The 15,225-nt window shown below is 39.8% G+C and carries 16 protein-coding genes; 8 read left to right on the top strand and 8 right to left on the bottom strand.

The features are described 5' to 3' along the window. Nucleotides 1-33: 33 nt before the first annotated feature. The 3 genes from T7867_RS09195 to lepA are packed head-to-tail and all read right to left on the bottom strand — an operon-like array spanning nucleotide 34 to nucleotide 3,115. Complete coding sequence (locus T7867_RS09195) at nucleotides 34-909, bottom strand: bifunctional 5,10-methylenetetrahydrofolate dehydrogenase/5,10-methenyltetrahydrofolate cyclohydrolase (RefSeq protein WP_322300114.1); 876 nt, start codon at nucleotides 907-909, stop codon at nucleotides 34-36. A gap of 31 nt (nucleotides 910-940) precedes the next feature. Next, nucleotides 941-1,300, bottom strand: coding sequence for a four helix bundle protein (locus tag T7867_RS09190; protein WP_273276509.1), 360 nt, complete (start codon nucleotides 1,298-1,300; stop codon nucleotides 941-943). Between the two features lie 27 nt (nucleotides 1,301-1,327). Beyond that, entirely contained in the window at nucleotides 1,328-3,115 is a 1,788-nt protein-coding gene (gene lepA, locus T7867_RS09185) for a translation elongation factor 4 (protein ID WP_068225248.1), read from the bottom strand. A 137-nt stretch (nucleotides 3,116-3,252) separates the two neighbouring features. On the opposite strand from lepA, the gene T7867_RS09180 reads away from it, so the two are divergent. The 3 genes from T7867_RS09180 (at nucleotide 3,253) to T7867_RS09170 (ending at nucleotide 5,407) form a co-directional block, all read left to right on the top strand. Further along, complete coding sequence (locus T7867_RS09180) at nucleotides 3,253-4,458, top strand: 6-bladed beta-propeller (protein WP_068225246.1); 1,206 nt, start codon at nucleotides 3,253-3,255, stop codon at nucleotides 4,456-4,458. Nucleotides 4,459-4,487: 29 nt separating this feature from the next. Next, the gene (locus T7867_RS09175) at nucleotides 4,488-5,018 is read left to right on the top strand and encodes a DUF4924 family protein (RefSeq protein ID WP_322300113.1); all 531 of its coding nucleotides are present in this window, start codon (nucleotides 4,488-4,490) and stop codon (nucleotides 5,016-5,018) included. A 260-nt stretch (nucleotides 5,019-5,278) separates the two neighbouring features. Further along, complete coding sequence (locus tag T7867_RS09170; RefSeq protein WP_262501412.1) at nucleotides 5,279-5,407, top strand: hypothetical protein; 129 nt, start codon at nucleotides 5,279-5,281, stop codon at nucleotides 5,405-5,407. Nucleotides 5,408-5,420: 13 nt separating this feature from the next. On the opposite strand, the gene T7867_RS09165 is transcribed toward T7867_RS09170, so the two are convergent. From T7867_RS09165 to truA, 3 genes are read right to left on the bottom strand one after another with little or no spacing between them, the layout of a single operon-like run. After that, on the bottom strand, nucleotides 5,421-5,945 hold the full coding sequence (locus tag T7867_RS09165; RefSeq protein ID WP_068225241.1) for a GyrI-like domain-containing protein: 525 nt from the start codon (nucleotides 5,943-5,945) through the stop codon (nucleotides 5,421-5,423). Next, the gene (locus tag T7867_RS09160; RefSeq protein WP_068225240.1) at nucleotides 5,942-7,720 is read right to left on the bottom strand and encodes an ABC transporter ATP-binding protein; all 1,779 of its coding nucleotides are present in this window, start codon (nucleotides 7,718-7,720) and stop codon (nucleotides 5,942-5,944) included. Before T7867_RS09160 ends, T7867_RS09165 begins: the two co-directional genes overlap by 4 nt. A gap of 2 nt (nucleotides 7,721-7,722) precedes the next feature. Further along, nucleotides 7,723-8,466 carry a tRNA pseudouridine(38-40) synthase TruA gene (gene truA / locus T7867_RS09155; RefSeq protein WP_068225238.1) on the bottom strand — a complete coding sequence of 248 codons (744 nt, stop codon included), beginning with the start codon at nucleotides 8,464-8,466 and terminating at the stop codon, nucleotides 7,723-7,725. Between the two features lie 137 nt (nucleotides 8,467-8,603). On the opposite strand from truA, the gene T7867_RS09150 reads away from it, so the two are divergent. Then, complete coding sequence (locus tag T7867_RS09150) at nucleotides 8,604-9,098, top strand: DUF4293 domain-containing protein (protein WP_068225236.1); 495 nt, start codon at nucleotides 8,604-8,606, stop codon at nucleotides 9,096-9,098. A 204-nt stretch (nucleotides 9,099-9,302) separates the two neighbouring features. Here the strand turns inward: T7867_RS09150 and T7867_RS09145 are convergent, their stop codons facing one another. After that, entirely contained in the window at nucleotides 9,303-9,833 is a 531-nt protein-coding gene (locus tag T7867_RS09145; protein ID WP_068225235.1) for a hypothetical protein, read from the bottom strand. Nucleotides 9,834-9,987: 154 nt separating this feature from the next. Further along, nucleotides 9,988-10,515, bottom strand: a complete 528-nt coding sequence (locus tag T7867_RS09140; RefSeq protein ID WP_068225233.1) for an FKBP-type peptidyl-prolyl cis-trans isomerase — start codon at nucleotides 10,513-10,515, stop codon at nucleotides 9,988-9,990. Nucleotides 10,516-10,748: 233 nt separating this feature from the next. Here T7867_RS09140 and htpG point away from each other — a divergent pair, with 233 nt between their 5' ends. From htpG to T7867_RS09120, 4 genes are all read left to right on the top strand, one after another. Continuing rightward, entirely contained in the window at nucleotides 10,749-12,641 is a 1,893-nt protein-coding gene (htpG, locus tag T7867_RS09135) for a molecular chaperone HtpG (RefSeq protein WP_068225231.1), read from the top strand. 85 nt (nucleotides 12,642-12,726) lie between these two features. Further along, nucleotides 12,727-13,173, top strand: a complete 447-nt coding sequence (locus T7867_RS09130) for a DUF4369 domain-containing protein (RefSeq protein ID WP_068225229.1) — start codon at nucleotides 12,727-12,729, stop codon at nucleotides 13,171-13,173. 34 nt (nucleotides 13,174-13,207) lie between these two features. Beyond that, nucleotides 13,208-14,167, top strand: coding sequence for a TlpA family protein disulfide reductase (locus T7867_RS09125; RefSeq protein WP_068225227.1), 960 nt, complete (start codon nucleotides 13,208-13,210; stop codon nucleotides 14,165-14,167). A 60-nt stretch (nucleotides 14,168-14,227) separates the two neighbouring features. Continuing rightward, on the top strand, nucleotides 14,228-15,190 hold the full coding sequence (locus tag T7867_RS09120; protein WP_084375786.1) for a TlpA family protein disulfide reductase: 963 nt from the start codon (nucleotides 14,228-14,230) through the stop codon (nucleotides 15,188-15,190). The last annotated feature ends 35 nt before the right edge of the window (nucleotides 15,191-15,225 follow it).

The following is a 15,225-nucleotide window of genomic DNA, read 5'->3' as shown; positions in this document are numbered from 1 at the left end:
GCCTACGCGGGAATGACGACCGAAGAATATTAATTAAACTAATTTCTGATTGGCTAAGTAGGTATTCCAAAGCAGTGAAGCGATGGTCATTGGCCCTACTCCGCCCGGAACTGGCGTGATGTAGCTACACTTAGGTGCTACTTCATCGAACCTTACATCGCCCTTCAACTTAAAGCCAGATTTAGTTTTATCTGAAGGAACTCTGTGAATTCCGACATCGATTACGATGGCACCTTCCTTCACCATTCCTTCCGTAACAAAGCCTTCTCTTCCAATAGCCACAATTAGAATATCTGCTTGACGGGTAATCTCGGCCAAATTCTGAGTTCTGCTATGGCAAAGCGTTACTGTTGTATTTCCTGGATTCGAATTTCTACTCATCAACACACTGATGGGTGTACCAACTGTATGGCTTCTACCAATTACCACGCAATGCTTACCAGAAGTATCGATGCCATTTCTCTCTAACAAGAGCATCATACCCTTTGGCGTTGCTGGAAGAAGCGTAGGTAAATCGAGCAACATCTTACCTAGGTTCGCTGGATGAAAACCATCAACATCCTTTTCAGGAAGGATAGCCTCTACAACCTTTTGCTCGTCTATCTGCTTCGGAAGAGGCACTTGTACGATGAAACCATCAATATCAGCATCGTTATTCAACCGATCTACAGTGGCCATCACTTCTTCTTCTGAAGTTTCTTCTGGCAGATGAATTAGCGTAGAACCAAAACCAATGGCCTCACAAGCCTTAACCTTAGCATTTACGTAGGTTTTGCTAGCACCATCTTCGCCCACTAAAACAGCAGCAAGATGTGGTACTTTTCCACCTTTAGCTTTGATTTCATTTACCTTCTCTGCCAATTCATCTTTAATAGATTGGGCTGTGACTTTTCCGTCTAATAATTTCATAGTGCTCTGTTATTAGTGCTCAGTGCTCAGGCTACTTCTTAAGATAATTGATGTACCCCTGAATGAGTTTCTTGCAACTTGTTATCTGGTCTAAAATATCTTTCAAACTTTCTTCTGAAAGAAAAGATTGATCCAAAGCCAAAAACAATTGGGTTTCTATTTCATATAGTGATCCTCTTGAAATATATAAAAATTGAATCCTCTCGTTTTTGTGCTGCCTACCAATTCCTTCTGCAATATTTGAGGGAACTGATATTGCAGCTCTTTTTAACTGGCTTGTCAATGCATACTTCTCATCTTCAGGAAAAGACTTGACCAAAGAATAAATTCCAAAGACCAGTTTCCTAGCTTCTTTCCAAACATCTAAGTCAGTATAGTCTTTATTCTCCATCTCCCGTGCACTGAGCACCAGTAACCATTAATCTAACTTAAGAACAGCCATGAAAGCTTCTTGCGGAATCTCCACATTACCTACTTGGCGCATTCTTTTCTTACCTTTTTTCTGTTTCTCCAAAAGCTTACGCTTTCTGGAAATATCACCACCGTAACACTTAGCCAATACGTTCTTACGCATTGCTTTCACGGTTTCTCTAGCAATGATTTTTGTTCCGATAGATGCTTGAACTGCAATCTCAAACATTTGTCTTGGAATCAGTTCTTTCAACTTTTCACAAAGCCTCTTACCCCACTCGTAAGCCTTATCTCGGTGCACAATGGCAGAAAGCGCATCTACCTTGTCACCATTCAACTGAATATCGAGCTTTACTAAGTTCGATTGTCTAAAACCAATCAGTTCATAATCTAGTGAGGCATAACCTCTAGAAATGGTTTTTAGCTTATCGAAGAAATCGAATACAATCTCTGCCAAAGGAATCTCAAACGATAACTCAACCCTGTCGGAGGTCAGATAAACCTGATTTTTCAGAATTCCCCTCTTGTCCATACACAGCCCCATGATTCCGCCTACATACTCTGCCTTAGAGATAATCTGAGCACGAATAATTGGTTCTTCCATATGTGCCATCTTATTAGAATCTGGCATTTCAGAAGGTGCATTGATTTTCCTTACTTCACCATCGTTCATAATGGCATGAAACTGAACCGAGGGAACTGTGGTAATAACAGTCATGTCGAACTCTCTTTCGAGACGTTCTTGAACAATTTCTAAGTGAAGCATTCCTAAGAATCCGCAACGGAAACCAAAACCAAGTGCAGCAGAGGTTTCTGGCTCCCAAACCAGGGATGCATCATTCAACTGAAGCTTCTCCATTGAAGCTCTGAGCTCTTCAAAGTCTTGTGTATCTACTGGGTAGATACCTGCAAACACCATAGGCTTTACATCTTCAAAGCCTTTTACCATTCTCTGGGTTGGCTTATCTACATGCGTAATGGTATCACCCACTTTTACCTCTTTGGCCACCTTGATACCCGAGATGAGGTAACCTACATTACCTGCTTTAATTTCTTGTTGAGGAGACTGCTTGAGCTTGAGAATACCAATTTCATCAGCATCATAGGTTTTACCCGTATTTACGAATTTCACCTTATCTCCTTTTTTAATGCTTCCGTTGAAAACACGGAAGATTACTTCAATACCTCTGAATGAATTGAAAACCGAATCGAAAATCATGGCCTGAAGTGGCTCTTCAGGATCTCCTTGTGGCGCAGGAATTTTTTCAATGATGGCTTCGAGGATTTCATCGATTCCAATACCAGCTTTACCGCTCGCTAGAATTACATCTTCTCTATCGCAACCAAGTAATTCAACTACTTGGTCGGTCATTTCTTCTGGCATGGCACCCGGAAGGTCTATTTTGTTGAGCACCGGAATAATCTCCAAATCGTGCTCCAAAGCTAAATAGAGGTTGGAAATGGTTTGAGCCTCTACCCCTTGCGATGCATCTACAATGAGCAATGCGCCTTCACAGGCCGCAATGGAACGTGAAACCTCATAAGAAAAGTCTACGTGACCTGGAGTGTCTATCAGGTTGAGCACGTACTCTTCTCCTTTATAATTATAATTCATTTGGATGGCGTGCGATTTGATGGTAATACCACGCTCACGCTCCAAATCCATATCATCCAACAACTGCTCTTGCATATCGCGATCAGCTACAGTACCTGTGTGCTGCAATAGTCTATCGGCCAAGGTACTTTTACCGTGGTCGATGTGCGCAATAATGCAGAAATTCCGAATTCTCTCCATATACCTCTTAAACGAACCGCAAAAATAGAAAAAAGTGATGCAATTCAATTCTCTTGATTGGTGCAATATTTGTACAAAGGCAATAACTTAATTGTTTGATATTGAATGCAATTCATTATCCGCACCAACCAAAACCAATGAAAAGACTCAAACTTAGCATGCAAACAGCCATATCTGGCTTTTTCACACTATTTCTTATCTCCTCTTCTTGCAGCTCTGGCACCGAAAAAAAAGCTAATGGCTCTAGTTTGCCAACCATTGATTTAGTTGAAGCCTATGATAACCGCACTGAAGTTTCACTAAGTACTTTTGCTGAGTCCATTGAGTATATCCCTTTAGAAACTGTTGAAAAGTCGCTGGTTGGAAACTATCCTAGCTTCTACTTGGCAGATGACAAAATCATATCTATCGCGTTCCGACAGATCTACACCTTCGATAAGAAATCAGGAAAATTTATAGAGGAGATAAGAGGCTATGGCGAAGGCCCTAATGAATATTTGAGCACCAAGAAGTCCCTCGAATTTAATGAAGAAGATGAAGTCTTTTATGTTGCTAAAAAGCCTTCGTTAATATGGCAACTCAACTCTTCAGGAGAAAAAACAGGAGAATTTGAAATTCCTACAGACGAAAACTACATCATGGGCTTTAGCAAATTATCAGACAACCTCTTTGTTGGCTACAATGCAAACCCAACGTGTAATCAAAAAAACAAACTCACGATTTTCGATAGCCAAGGAAAAATTCTAAAAACATTCCCAAATCATCAGTCATGCATACACGATCTATCTTTGGGTATTTCATTCGATACAGATGAGGGACGGTTTTATAGAGACAGAGGCAATGTCTATTTCGAGGAAGCCTATAATGACACACTATTTTATGTTTCTGATGATACTCTTTCCGCTCACCTGATATTTGACAGCAAAAATCAGAGCATCCCTTACGAGGATAAGACCAAGTACCCAACATTGGAATCTAGAGCTAACTTCCTCCAACCTTCAGTAATTGACATAACCCAACAACATATTTTCTTCCAGCTAACCACCAAAGGCCAAACTTTCAATGGAATTTTCAGCAGAGAAACTGGCGAAACATTGTTATCTGATATTGGCCGAACCGAAATGCATGGCTTTGTCAATGACCTAGACAATTTCCTCCCCTTTGTTCCGCAATATGCGACAGACAATAACCAACTAGTTGGTTATATGGAAGCACCAGATGTTCTTGCTTGGTTCAAAGAAAACCCAGAAAAAGCAGCTCAACTACCTGAAAGGCTGAAAAAACTGGGTGAAATGAAACCTGATGATAATCCTGTTGTAATGATTGTGGATTTAAAGGAGTGATTTATTCCTGAGTAGCCTATTTTTGCAGCATGCTTTTGGCCGACAAGAAAAAACAGGAAAACATCTCTGAGTACATTATTTATATGTACCAAACAGAATTACTGATTAGGAACTTTGATTTCGACATTGAGAAAATCAAAATCCATGTGTTCGGAAATATTCCTGACGAAAAAATGAGTGAGGAGAAAAGAGAGGATGAGCTGAATTGGTATCAAGAAGTAATTGGCCAAATGAAGTCTGAAGGACTTGAGCAGGAAGGGCACCTTTCTTACGTTCAGGATGAAGTGCAAAAACTCTCAGACCTCAGCATGAAGCTTTTGGTTGAAAATGAAGATTACCAAACTATATTCAATGCTGCCAGACCAGCTTTAAGAGAAAGTATTCAAGCTTCTGAAGGCTTAGTCAACAACCCTGTTCAAGCCTGCCTTAATGGAGTTTTCGGTCTTCTCTTAGCAAGAATGAATGGCAAGCAAGTGCCGGATGAAACCATGGAGCAAATTGAGCATTTTGGCAACGTGCTTTCTATGCTCTCGCACAGCTATAGGGAATTGGAGAATTAGGAAAATGGTCAATTGTCATTAGAAATCAGAAATCAGCTGAACGGTAGATCAGGAATCAAAATGAATCACGCACAATATGACTTCTTAGCTGAACTGAATTCAGAGCCTCTGAAGAGGGTGGCCGAACTACAGAGGCGCACAATGGCTATAGGCCTGGTATTCGTTTTCCTTTTGATGAAATGCAAACTTCAGGTCATCAAGAATATATTGGTCAGGGGTCAGTTTCACCTGGAGAGACAGTTCTGGCTAAAATTACAATTATGAGTCCGGCATATTTTGTCGGTAAACTACAGGTAGGCATGAGCTTTGATTTTCTGGAAGGCTCAACTCTAATTGGAACTGGAAGAATTGAGGAGATTCTGAACCCATCACTGATTTCTGATCACTGATCGACTGACCCCCTTATTTCACTGGCATATCTATCACCAACAGGTTCTCAGAAATATATTGCTCTATTGTAAAGTCTTGAAGTTCAAGTCGTGCTTTTTCCGCTGTTTCTCTAAGCCTAGACTCAATAGTAGAAGGACTAGGCATTATGCTGTTGTGGCCTTCTATTTTAGCCCTAGCCGCATTTGTTGCTGGTATTGTCAATCTTTGATAATTCGCTGGCAAATCTGAGGTGCCTGATGCTAGGGTAACTCCAATAAACAGCTTTAACTGCTCATCTTCTAAAGTAGAATCATTGTAATGAACCAAAGTAAGCACACCGTCTAACTCTCCAGAAAGAACGTATTCACGGGCTTCAACATAGGCCTCCTCTATTTCCGGACTATCTCCATCACCCAGAAAGTGAACCCCTACCAAATTGTAGTCTGAAACCGTCTCTATGGTATAGTCAATGTTATTTAACCCACCTAAATACACATAGCCACCAATTATTATAATAAAGGCTACAAGCCCAGTGATTATCTTTCCTTTCTTACTCATATTGCTGCTACTTCTTTGTATTGCATGTTATACAACTTAGAATAGAAACCATCTTTATCCAATAACTCTTGGTGTGTTCCTACTTCTTTAATTTCTCCTTTATCTAACACTATAATTTTATCGGCACCCTGAATGGTTGAAAGTCTGTGAGCAATAACTATGGATGTTCTCCCTTTCATTAAAACCTCAATTGCCCCTTGAATAAGCTCTTCTGTTTCTGTATCAACTGAAGATGTGGCTTCGTCTAACACAATGATCTTCGGATCGTAGACCATGGCCCGTACGAAGGATATCAACTGTCGCTGACCTACAGAAAGGGTTGAACCTCTCTCCATCACGTTATAATCATAACCGTTGGGCAAGCGGTCGATAATTTTCTTCACTCCGACCAAATCGGCAGCAGCAGCTATTTTATCATCTGTAATATCGGGGTTACCTAGTGTAATATTGTGCCTGATGGTATCGGAATACAAAAAGACATCTTGCTGAACTACACCGATATGACTCCTAAGAGCTCCTAAATCATATTCTTTCAGGTTTACACCATCTACCAGAATATCACCTTTGTTGATTTCATAGAATCGCGACAGTAGATTAATGACTGAAGACTTCCCTGCTCCGGTGGCTCCGACAAGCGCTATGGTTTCACCCTCTTTCACCTTGAACGAAATATCCTTTAGCACATATTCCTCCTCATTGTAAGCAAACCAGACATTTTTGAACTCAACTTCGCCTTTGATTTCCTCAGGTGCATATTCACCTTCATCGGCCATGTGTTCATCATTATCTAATAGATCGAAAATTCTGTTCGAGCTCACAATCCCCATCTGAAGGGTGTTGAACCTATCGGCAATCATTCGGATGGGACGGAAGAACATCTGAATGTACATGATAAAGGCAATGATCACTCCTGGACCAACACTAGCGTCTACCAAAATCTCTCTAGCGCCATACCATACTGCCATACCTATGGCAATAGCTTGAATAATCTCTGCAACAGGGAAATAGATAGAATAGTAAAGTACGGAGCGAATATGCGCCTTTTCATGTTCTCTGTTAATTTCCTTGAACTTGTCCATCTCTCGCTTTTCTGCGTTAAAAATCTGGACAATGTTCATTCCTGTTACATGCTCCTGTACAAAGGAGTTTAAATTGGAAACAGCGTTTCTGACCTCATTAAAAGTAACCTTAATCTTCTCCTTGAAAACATAGGTGCTAAAAATAAGAAGTGGTAAGGTAGATAAACTTACTAAAGTCAGTTTCCAGTCTAAATAGAACATAAAGCCCATCAAGAAAACCAGCTGAAGCAAGTCGCCAATCAGGGCGGCAATACCTTCACTAAAGACGTTAGAAAGCGTTTCAATGTCCGAAACATTTCTGGTTACTAGTCTTCCTATTGGTGTTTTATCGAAGAATTTGAGTTTTAACCTTATTAAGTGATTAAAGAGCTTTGTTCGAATATCCTTTATAATGGTTTGGCCTACCCAACCCGAAAGATAAGTATGCGAATATTGCACTACAGCTAATACAATAAGGTGACCGATGAGAATGGTTATCATTAAAACCAATCCATCATAATCTCCATTCGGCACATATTCATCTATGGCCTTTTGAACCAGAATTGGTCTAATAGGGGTTAGTATGGCCAAAAATATGGTCAGGAATACTAGCAGATAAAACTGCTTTATGTAAGGCTTTGCGTATTGAAACAATCGCTTCAACACTTTAAAGTCTACAACATTTCCACTCTTAACTTTAGCCTTTTCCTTTTCCAATGCTATAAGTAAATCTCTTCTGAATAGTTAACCTCCGAAAGGTACAGTCCATGAGGAGGCACAGCCCTACCCGCTTTTGTTCTGTTCTTTGCAGCAATGATAGTAACAAAATCTTCCACAGTAAGTTTCCCTCTGCCCACTTCCAATAACGTTCCAACCAAGGCTCTCACCATTCCGCGCAAAAACCTGTTTGCCCTAACGTTAAAAATTAGCTGATCGTTCTCGCAATACCAGTTGGCTGTCAATATTTCACAAAAGAAGTTATTCACTTCAGTTTTCACCCTGCTAAAGCTTTCAAAATCTTGCCTACCGAGTAGCTTCTGGGCAGCCTCATTCATTCGTTCCACATTTAAGGAATGGCTGAAATAGTAGCTCTGTCCCACTAGAAAAGGAGTCTTCTTTTGATGAATAAAATAATGATAACCTCTCTCTTGAGCATCGAAACGTGCATGAGCCTCTGGCTGAACTTTACGACAGCTGTTAATAGCCACTTCATCGGGCAGCAGGCCATTCAGCTTGTACTGAATCTGACTTTCTGGAAGCTCAGTTTCTGCATCGAAATGCGCTATTTGCTTCCTGGCATGAACACCTGTATCTGTTCTACCACTGCCTGTAATACCAATCTGAGCGCCTAATATTCTGGAAAGCCCCTCTTCTATTTCTTGCTGAACGGTTAGAGCATTGGCCTGTCTTTGCCAGCCATGATAAGCCGCACCGTTGTAAGAAATATCAAGAAAATAGCGCATAGAGGTTTAGCCAATTCAATTTTGCCAGTGCGAATTAACTCAATTTAATCCATGCAGGAAAAGGAGCACTGTTTAAATCGACATTCAAAAGGAGCATTCGTAAATGGGTTTACTATATTTGCGCAAAATCAAGTAAGATGATCCAACGTATACAAACTTTATTTCTTCTAGGAGTAGCCATTTTAATGGGAATGACCAATGCGTACTACATTTGGGGCGAACAAAGTGTTGATCAGGAGACTGTGGTAACCCTTACCTCCATGAAGTTAAAGGTAATTGATACTGCAGGAACCATAAGTAACCTATCTGACGACACATTGATCAGAGAAGATGCTACTTGGTACATTGGCGCACTTACTATTGTTGCTGCCTTAATTGCAATATTCTCAGCCCTTCAATTTAAAAACAGGCTAAACCAAATGAAACTTGGTGCACTAAACGCACTAGTTATGGCTTCAACTTTAGGTGTTTCTTATTACAAGATATATCAATACGAAGGACTCATTGAGGGACAGGGCGTTATTTCATTCGGCTTTTATTTACCAGCTGGCGCCATGATTCTAAACATCATAGCTAACCGTTTTATCCGTAAAGACGAGAAGTTGGTAAAAAGTGTAGATAGAATCAGATAATCTACCCCTTCTGCTGCAAAACTTCTTTTATTTCCCTTAGCTCTGCTAGCAAGGCTTCATTAGCTCGTACACTTGAGTTAACAAAGCTCTTGAGTACATAAAGTATAGCCAAAGTGAAAATAAGAATAAATATAACGCAGGTTAAGATAATAAGTAGCTCCATGGTTTATTGGTTTATCCATAAAGTTACTCATTATCCTTTGACTATTTAACCTTAAACGGAATTATGAAGCCCATGGTCATTCTCATTGCCACCACGGCTTGCCTATTTGGCCTTACCTGATTGATCTGAAGTTGATGTGGAATAACTCCAGCAGCAACATCAAAAAACAAACTCTTAGCTTCTACTCTGTAACCATAGTATATTCCGTGCATTGGAAGAAACCTTCGATCAGCAGAACCGCCCTGGCCGTCTGTAGCCTGATAAGACTTTGCCCAAACATTATGAACCCTAAACATAGCATAATGACCAGCAAATTTATCTTTAGCGAAGTAGTAACGCCCTGAGAGACTAAATGAGGAGTTTATATCGTAGGTTCTCTGTCCTTGAGGTTCAGAATGAACCTCAATTACGCCATCACCAACATTCAAGGCACGTGTTCTTCGTTTTGCGTAAAAATCTACGCCCCATTGAAATCTATTAGAAATATCTCCTGTCAAGCCAAGCACAATGGCCGATTCTAATTGCTCCGATTGAGCGGCTGAAAAAGGACTTAAAGCTATTTCAAGTTGCAAAGGCTTTCTAGCTCCGTCTTAAGCTAGAATCGATCCTGAGAAGAACAAAAAGATGAATACTAGTACTGATATGTGTTTTTTCATGAATAAGTTATGTTATAAGTTAAAGAAATTTCTAAGCCTTTAACTTACAACAATAACAACACCTTGGTATCTACTCAGGATTAACTTTAACAAGTTTTATGACGAACCTTAAGTTCTCATTCGGTGCAATTTTGCCTGAGCCATAGTTCTGGTAACACCAAACTGAAGGAATATAAAAGTCTCCCTTGCCTCCCTCTGTAAGGAGCACTGCCGAACGTTGAAAGCCAGGGATAATTCCATTTGTGCCTATGGTAAATCTCAATGGCTCATAATCTCTATCCGCATCATGAATACCACCGTCTTGAGCAACACTTTCAATACTCGTATCCAGTAGCTCATCTTCAAAATTATATAACTCGTAATCAACATCTACCACATCACCGTCAGTAGCTTCAGTGGTATTTCCGTCTTCTAGCAACAAATATCTGATTCCGCTTTGCTCATCTACAACGGCAGTTAAATTCTTTTCTTCCAAGTGCTGATCTATTGCCGCAATATCAATTTCCAATTGCTCTGCAGGGTTATATTCAGGAAAATCATCATCACCTAAACACCCCATAAAACTCAACAACACTAAGCCTGCTATCCACTTTTTCATTCTCTTTCAATTTTAATTCAACAGTCCGGATAAACGAACGGTCGAATTTTACACTTTATTTTAACAATTCATCTTCAAGACACCCCCAAAAAACAAATAGTTGTAATGTCAAAAAAAGTAGTGTCGCCATAATTTCACTAAGTCAGGAAGCTTAAACTGTCAGGCTGTCACTCTTTTTGCCTTGGTATGGACTTTGAGTTTTAGGCATCGCAAAAAACAACTGACAGAACGTTATGCAAGAGAAAGGTACAATCTCGATACATACCGAGAACATATTCCCGATCATTAAGAAGTTCCTCTACTCAGATCATGAGATCTTCTTGAGAGAATTAGTCTCGAACGCGGTAGACGCTACACAAAAAATTAAAAGGCTAGCCTCACTTGGCGAATACACTGGCGACTTAGGTGAAACCAGAGTAGAAGTTGAGGTAAACAAAAAGAAGAAGACCATTACCATCAAAGATGCTGGTATTGGTATGACAGCCGAAGAAATTAAAAAGTACATCAACCAGATTGCTTTTTCAGGAGCTACTGAGTTTGTTGAGAAGTTTAAAGATGCTGGAGACGCCAAAGAGATCATTGGTAAGTTCGGTCTGGGCTTCTACTCTGCCTTTATGGTTGCCGGCAAAGTTGAAATTGACTCTTTGAGCTACCAAGAAGGTGCTGAGCCAGCGAAGTGGATTTGTGACGGTAGCACAGAATTCGAAATCAAAGAAGGAAAGAGAAAAACTAGAGGTACAACCATTACCCTCCACGTAAACGAAGATTCCGAAGAATTCTTAGAAGAAAGCAGAATTCAGGGCATCCTTGACAAGTATGCTAAATTCCTTCCTATCGAAGTAAAATTCGGAGAGAAAGAAGAGTCTGTAGAAGATGGCGAAGACAAAGAGGGTAAGAAGAAGTGGAAAACGGTTAAGAAAGATAACATCATTAACAACACCGCTCCTATCTGGACCAAGTCGCCTTCAGATCTGACTGACGAAGACTACCTAAAATTCTACAAAGAGCTTTACCCATTCTCTGAAGATCCGTTGTTCTGGATTCATTTGAATGTTGACTATCCGTTCGAACTAACCGGAATTCTTTACTTCCCTAAGTTGAAGAACGACTTCGAAATGCAGAAGAACAAGATTCAGCTTTACTCTCGCCAGGTATTTATTACCGATGAGGTGAAAGACGTTGTTCCTGAATTCTTGATGTTACTCCACGGTATCATTGACTCACCAGACATCCCGTTGAACGTATCTCGTTCTTACCTACAGTCTGATGGCAATGTGAAGAAAATCAACACCTACATCACCAAAAAAGTAGCAGATAAGTTGGGCGAACTCTTTAAGAAAGAGAGAGAATCTTACGAGAAGAAGTGGGATGATATCGGGCTTTTTGTGAAGTATGGAATGATCTCAGAAGAGAAGTTCTACGAAAAAGCGACTGACTATGCTTTGGTGAAAAATACGGAAGGCAAGTGCTTCACCTTAAAAGAATACGAAGCTCAAATAGAAGCCAACCAAACCGATAAAGACGGCAACAAAGTTTGGCTATATGCTAACAACCCAGCCAAGCAAGATGCCTTCATTTCTTCTGCTATTGATAAAGGTTATGATGTTCTTGTATTCGATTCTCCAATCGATAGCCACTTCATTAACCATATGGAAAGCAAGTTGGAGAAAACACAAATCAAGCGTGTAGACTCTGATAACCTGAACAAACTGATTGATAAAGACGAAAAGAGAGAGTTAGTACTTTCTGACGAGCAAAAAGAAAGCTTGAAAGAAGTATTCTCTAAGTCTATCGGCAATGAAAACTTCAAGGTTGAAGTTGAAGCACTTTCTCCATCTGATGCCCCGGTAACTATCACAATGTCTGAGTTTATGCGCAGAATGAAGGAGATGCAAGCTACTGGTGGTGGCGGATTCAACATGTTCGGTGCCATGCCAGATACATACGATGTTTCCGTGAACGGTAACCACCCATTAGCTGACAAAATCTTGAAGTCTGAAGCAGACGATGCAAAGCAGGGTCTTGCCAAGCAGGCGGTTGACTTAGCTATGCTTTCTCAAGGTTTGCTAGAAGGCAAAGCTTTAACTGACTTTATCAAGAGAAGTACTGAATTACTAGGTAAGTAGTTTACTTACAAGCTTTTTTAAAAATGCCAGCCCTATAAGGGTTTGGCATTTTTTTTGTTAATTTTTGTACTCAAACAACTAACACATGAAAAAGCTACTCCTCTCCATTCTCTCTCTTTTTACACTTCAAATTGCTTTAAACGCACAAAACACTACTCTTGAGATTCATTCTAATGGTTTCAAGCCAGAAGACAAGGTTAGTATAAAGTTTCATGATGGAGGCAGTTATAAAATAGATCCATCTACTGAGGTACAAACCATTCAAATGGACATTAATGAACCGAAACGAGGGATCATCCTCATAAGAAAACCCAATAGACTATTCTTTAAATCGCACTGGAAGGAGATTTATATAGACCCGGGTAAAAACGTGGTTAAATTAGAAAGACGAAGATTTAGAAGAAAAACGAGCCTCACTGGCTCCTCGAGCAACACTATGTTTCAGGCTTATTTAAAGGGCTCAAAAAAAGACAGGCTTTCAATACAAAAGGAAAACCCAAATCACCCCTTCTTCAACAGTTGCAAGAATTGAAAAAGACACTCCCTAAACTCAAAATAGACAAAACATGAAAAAAACACTTACCCTCTTAGCATTTTGCTTGTTGTCCTTAAATCTTACCGCTCAAGATTCTTTAAGACTAACCTTTAAACTTGAAGGCTTCAAGGCAAAAGATCAATTATCCATTGAATATAGTGAAGGTCGGTTTTCACTTCCTTCAGAGAAAGAAGAGCTTACAATAGTTAGAAAGCTGGAAAATCCAGAACCTATGGCCATAATTTATAAGTCTAGGCTTCGATCTTTTTGGATAGATAATAATGATATAACAGTAACCATCTCTAAATCTGGCTTTAAAAATGGAATAGATGTTCAAGGGTCACCCGCAGAAGATTTGTGGCAGCAGATAGTAAAAGCCCCAAAAGAAAAACGAGCCGAGCTATTAGCAGAAAACATTAATACTAAAATGGCTCAGTCCTACTTAGCAAGGAGTAGTGACAGGCTACTTCCAGAAGATCAAGAACGACTGCTTGCCATGTCTAACTCTAAAACCAAAGACTTAGCCAAGTATGATCTTTTAATGGCTTATGATATGTCTAATAGACTCAAAGAAGGAGACCCAATGATGGACTTTATCGCATCAACTATTGATGATCAGCAAACCTCAACCAAAGACTTAAGAGGCAAATTCATTCTGCTTGATTTTGCCGGCACTAATTGCGGCTGGTGTTGGGTAGAGTATCCTGAGATGTCTAAAACATTAGTTAATTACAAAAACCTGCAGACATTTACATTCAACCTAGACTTTAGGCATTCACAATGGCAAAAAATAGCCACACAACGGAATATTGAATTACCATGGCCAGTACTTTGGAAAGCAGAGAATAAACAGGAAATCATTGACAGATATGGAATCAACGTGCTACCCACTTATTACCTAATCTCTCCAGATGGAACAATCCTAGATAGATGGCAAGCTGGTAAAGTTGAAAAGCTAATTAGGAAGCTAGAGCAGCACAAAGTTAACTGATTGACTGCCTTTCAACATTAAGAGCACACAAAGCAGCCATAAACTCAAAATAGACAAAACATGAAAAAAACACTTACCCTCTTAGCATTTTGCTTGTTGTCCTTTAATCTTACCGCTCAAGATTCTTTAAGGTTAACCTTTAAACTTGATGGCTTTAAGACAAAAGATCAATTATCAATATCCTTTAGTGAAGGTCAGTTTTTGCTTCCGACAGAAAAAGAAGAAGTTACAATAGTTAGGAAACTGGTAGGCCCTGAATCCATGGCCATCATTTATAAGTCTAGGTTTAAATCGTTGTGGATAGACAATAATGATATTACGGTGACCATCTCTAAATCTGGCTTTAAAAATGGAATAGATGTTCAAGGGTCACCCGCAGAAGATTTGTGGCAGCAGATAGTAAAAGCCCCAAAAGAAGAACGAGCCAAGATTCTAGAAGAAAATATTAAGACTAAAATGGCCCAGTCCTACTTAGCAAGCAGTAGTGACAGGCTACTTCCAGAAGATCAAAAACGGCTACTGGCCATGTCTAACCCTAAAACTAACGACTTAGCCAAATACAACATTTCATTACTGGGTTTAGATGTATCTGAAAGACTAAAAGAGGGAGATCCAATGATGGACTTTATCGCATCAACTATTGATGATCAGCAAACATCAACCGAAGACTTAAGAGGCAAATACATTCTTCTCGATTTTGCAGGAACTGGTTGTGGTTGGTGTTGGGTAGAATACCCCAATATGGTTAAGTCATTAGAAAAGTATGAGAATCTTCAAGTATTAACTATCAATGAAGATTTTTCTCACGAACGTTGGAGGAAAATGGCTGAACAAAGAGACATTAACTTGCCTTGGCCTGTACTTTGGAAAGCTGAAAACAAAAAAGAGATTTTTGCCAAGTATGGAATTCAGGTGCTACCCACCCACTATTTAATATCTCCAGAAGGCATCATCTTAGAGAGATGGCAAGGAGCAAAAGACAACAAACTGGAACGTGCATTGGAAAAACACAAAGTCAATTAACCGACCGCCAGCGAACACCATCGTCCTTGTAAGAA

The organism is Roseivirga spongicola, from assembly GCF_034376045.1.
GTDB lineage: Bacteria > Bacteroidota > Bacteroidia > Cytophagales > Cyclobacteriaceae > Roseivirga > Roseivirga spongicola.
This window is presented reverse-complemented; position numbering and strand designations above follow the sequence as displayed.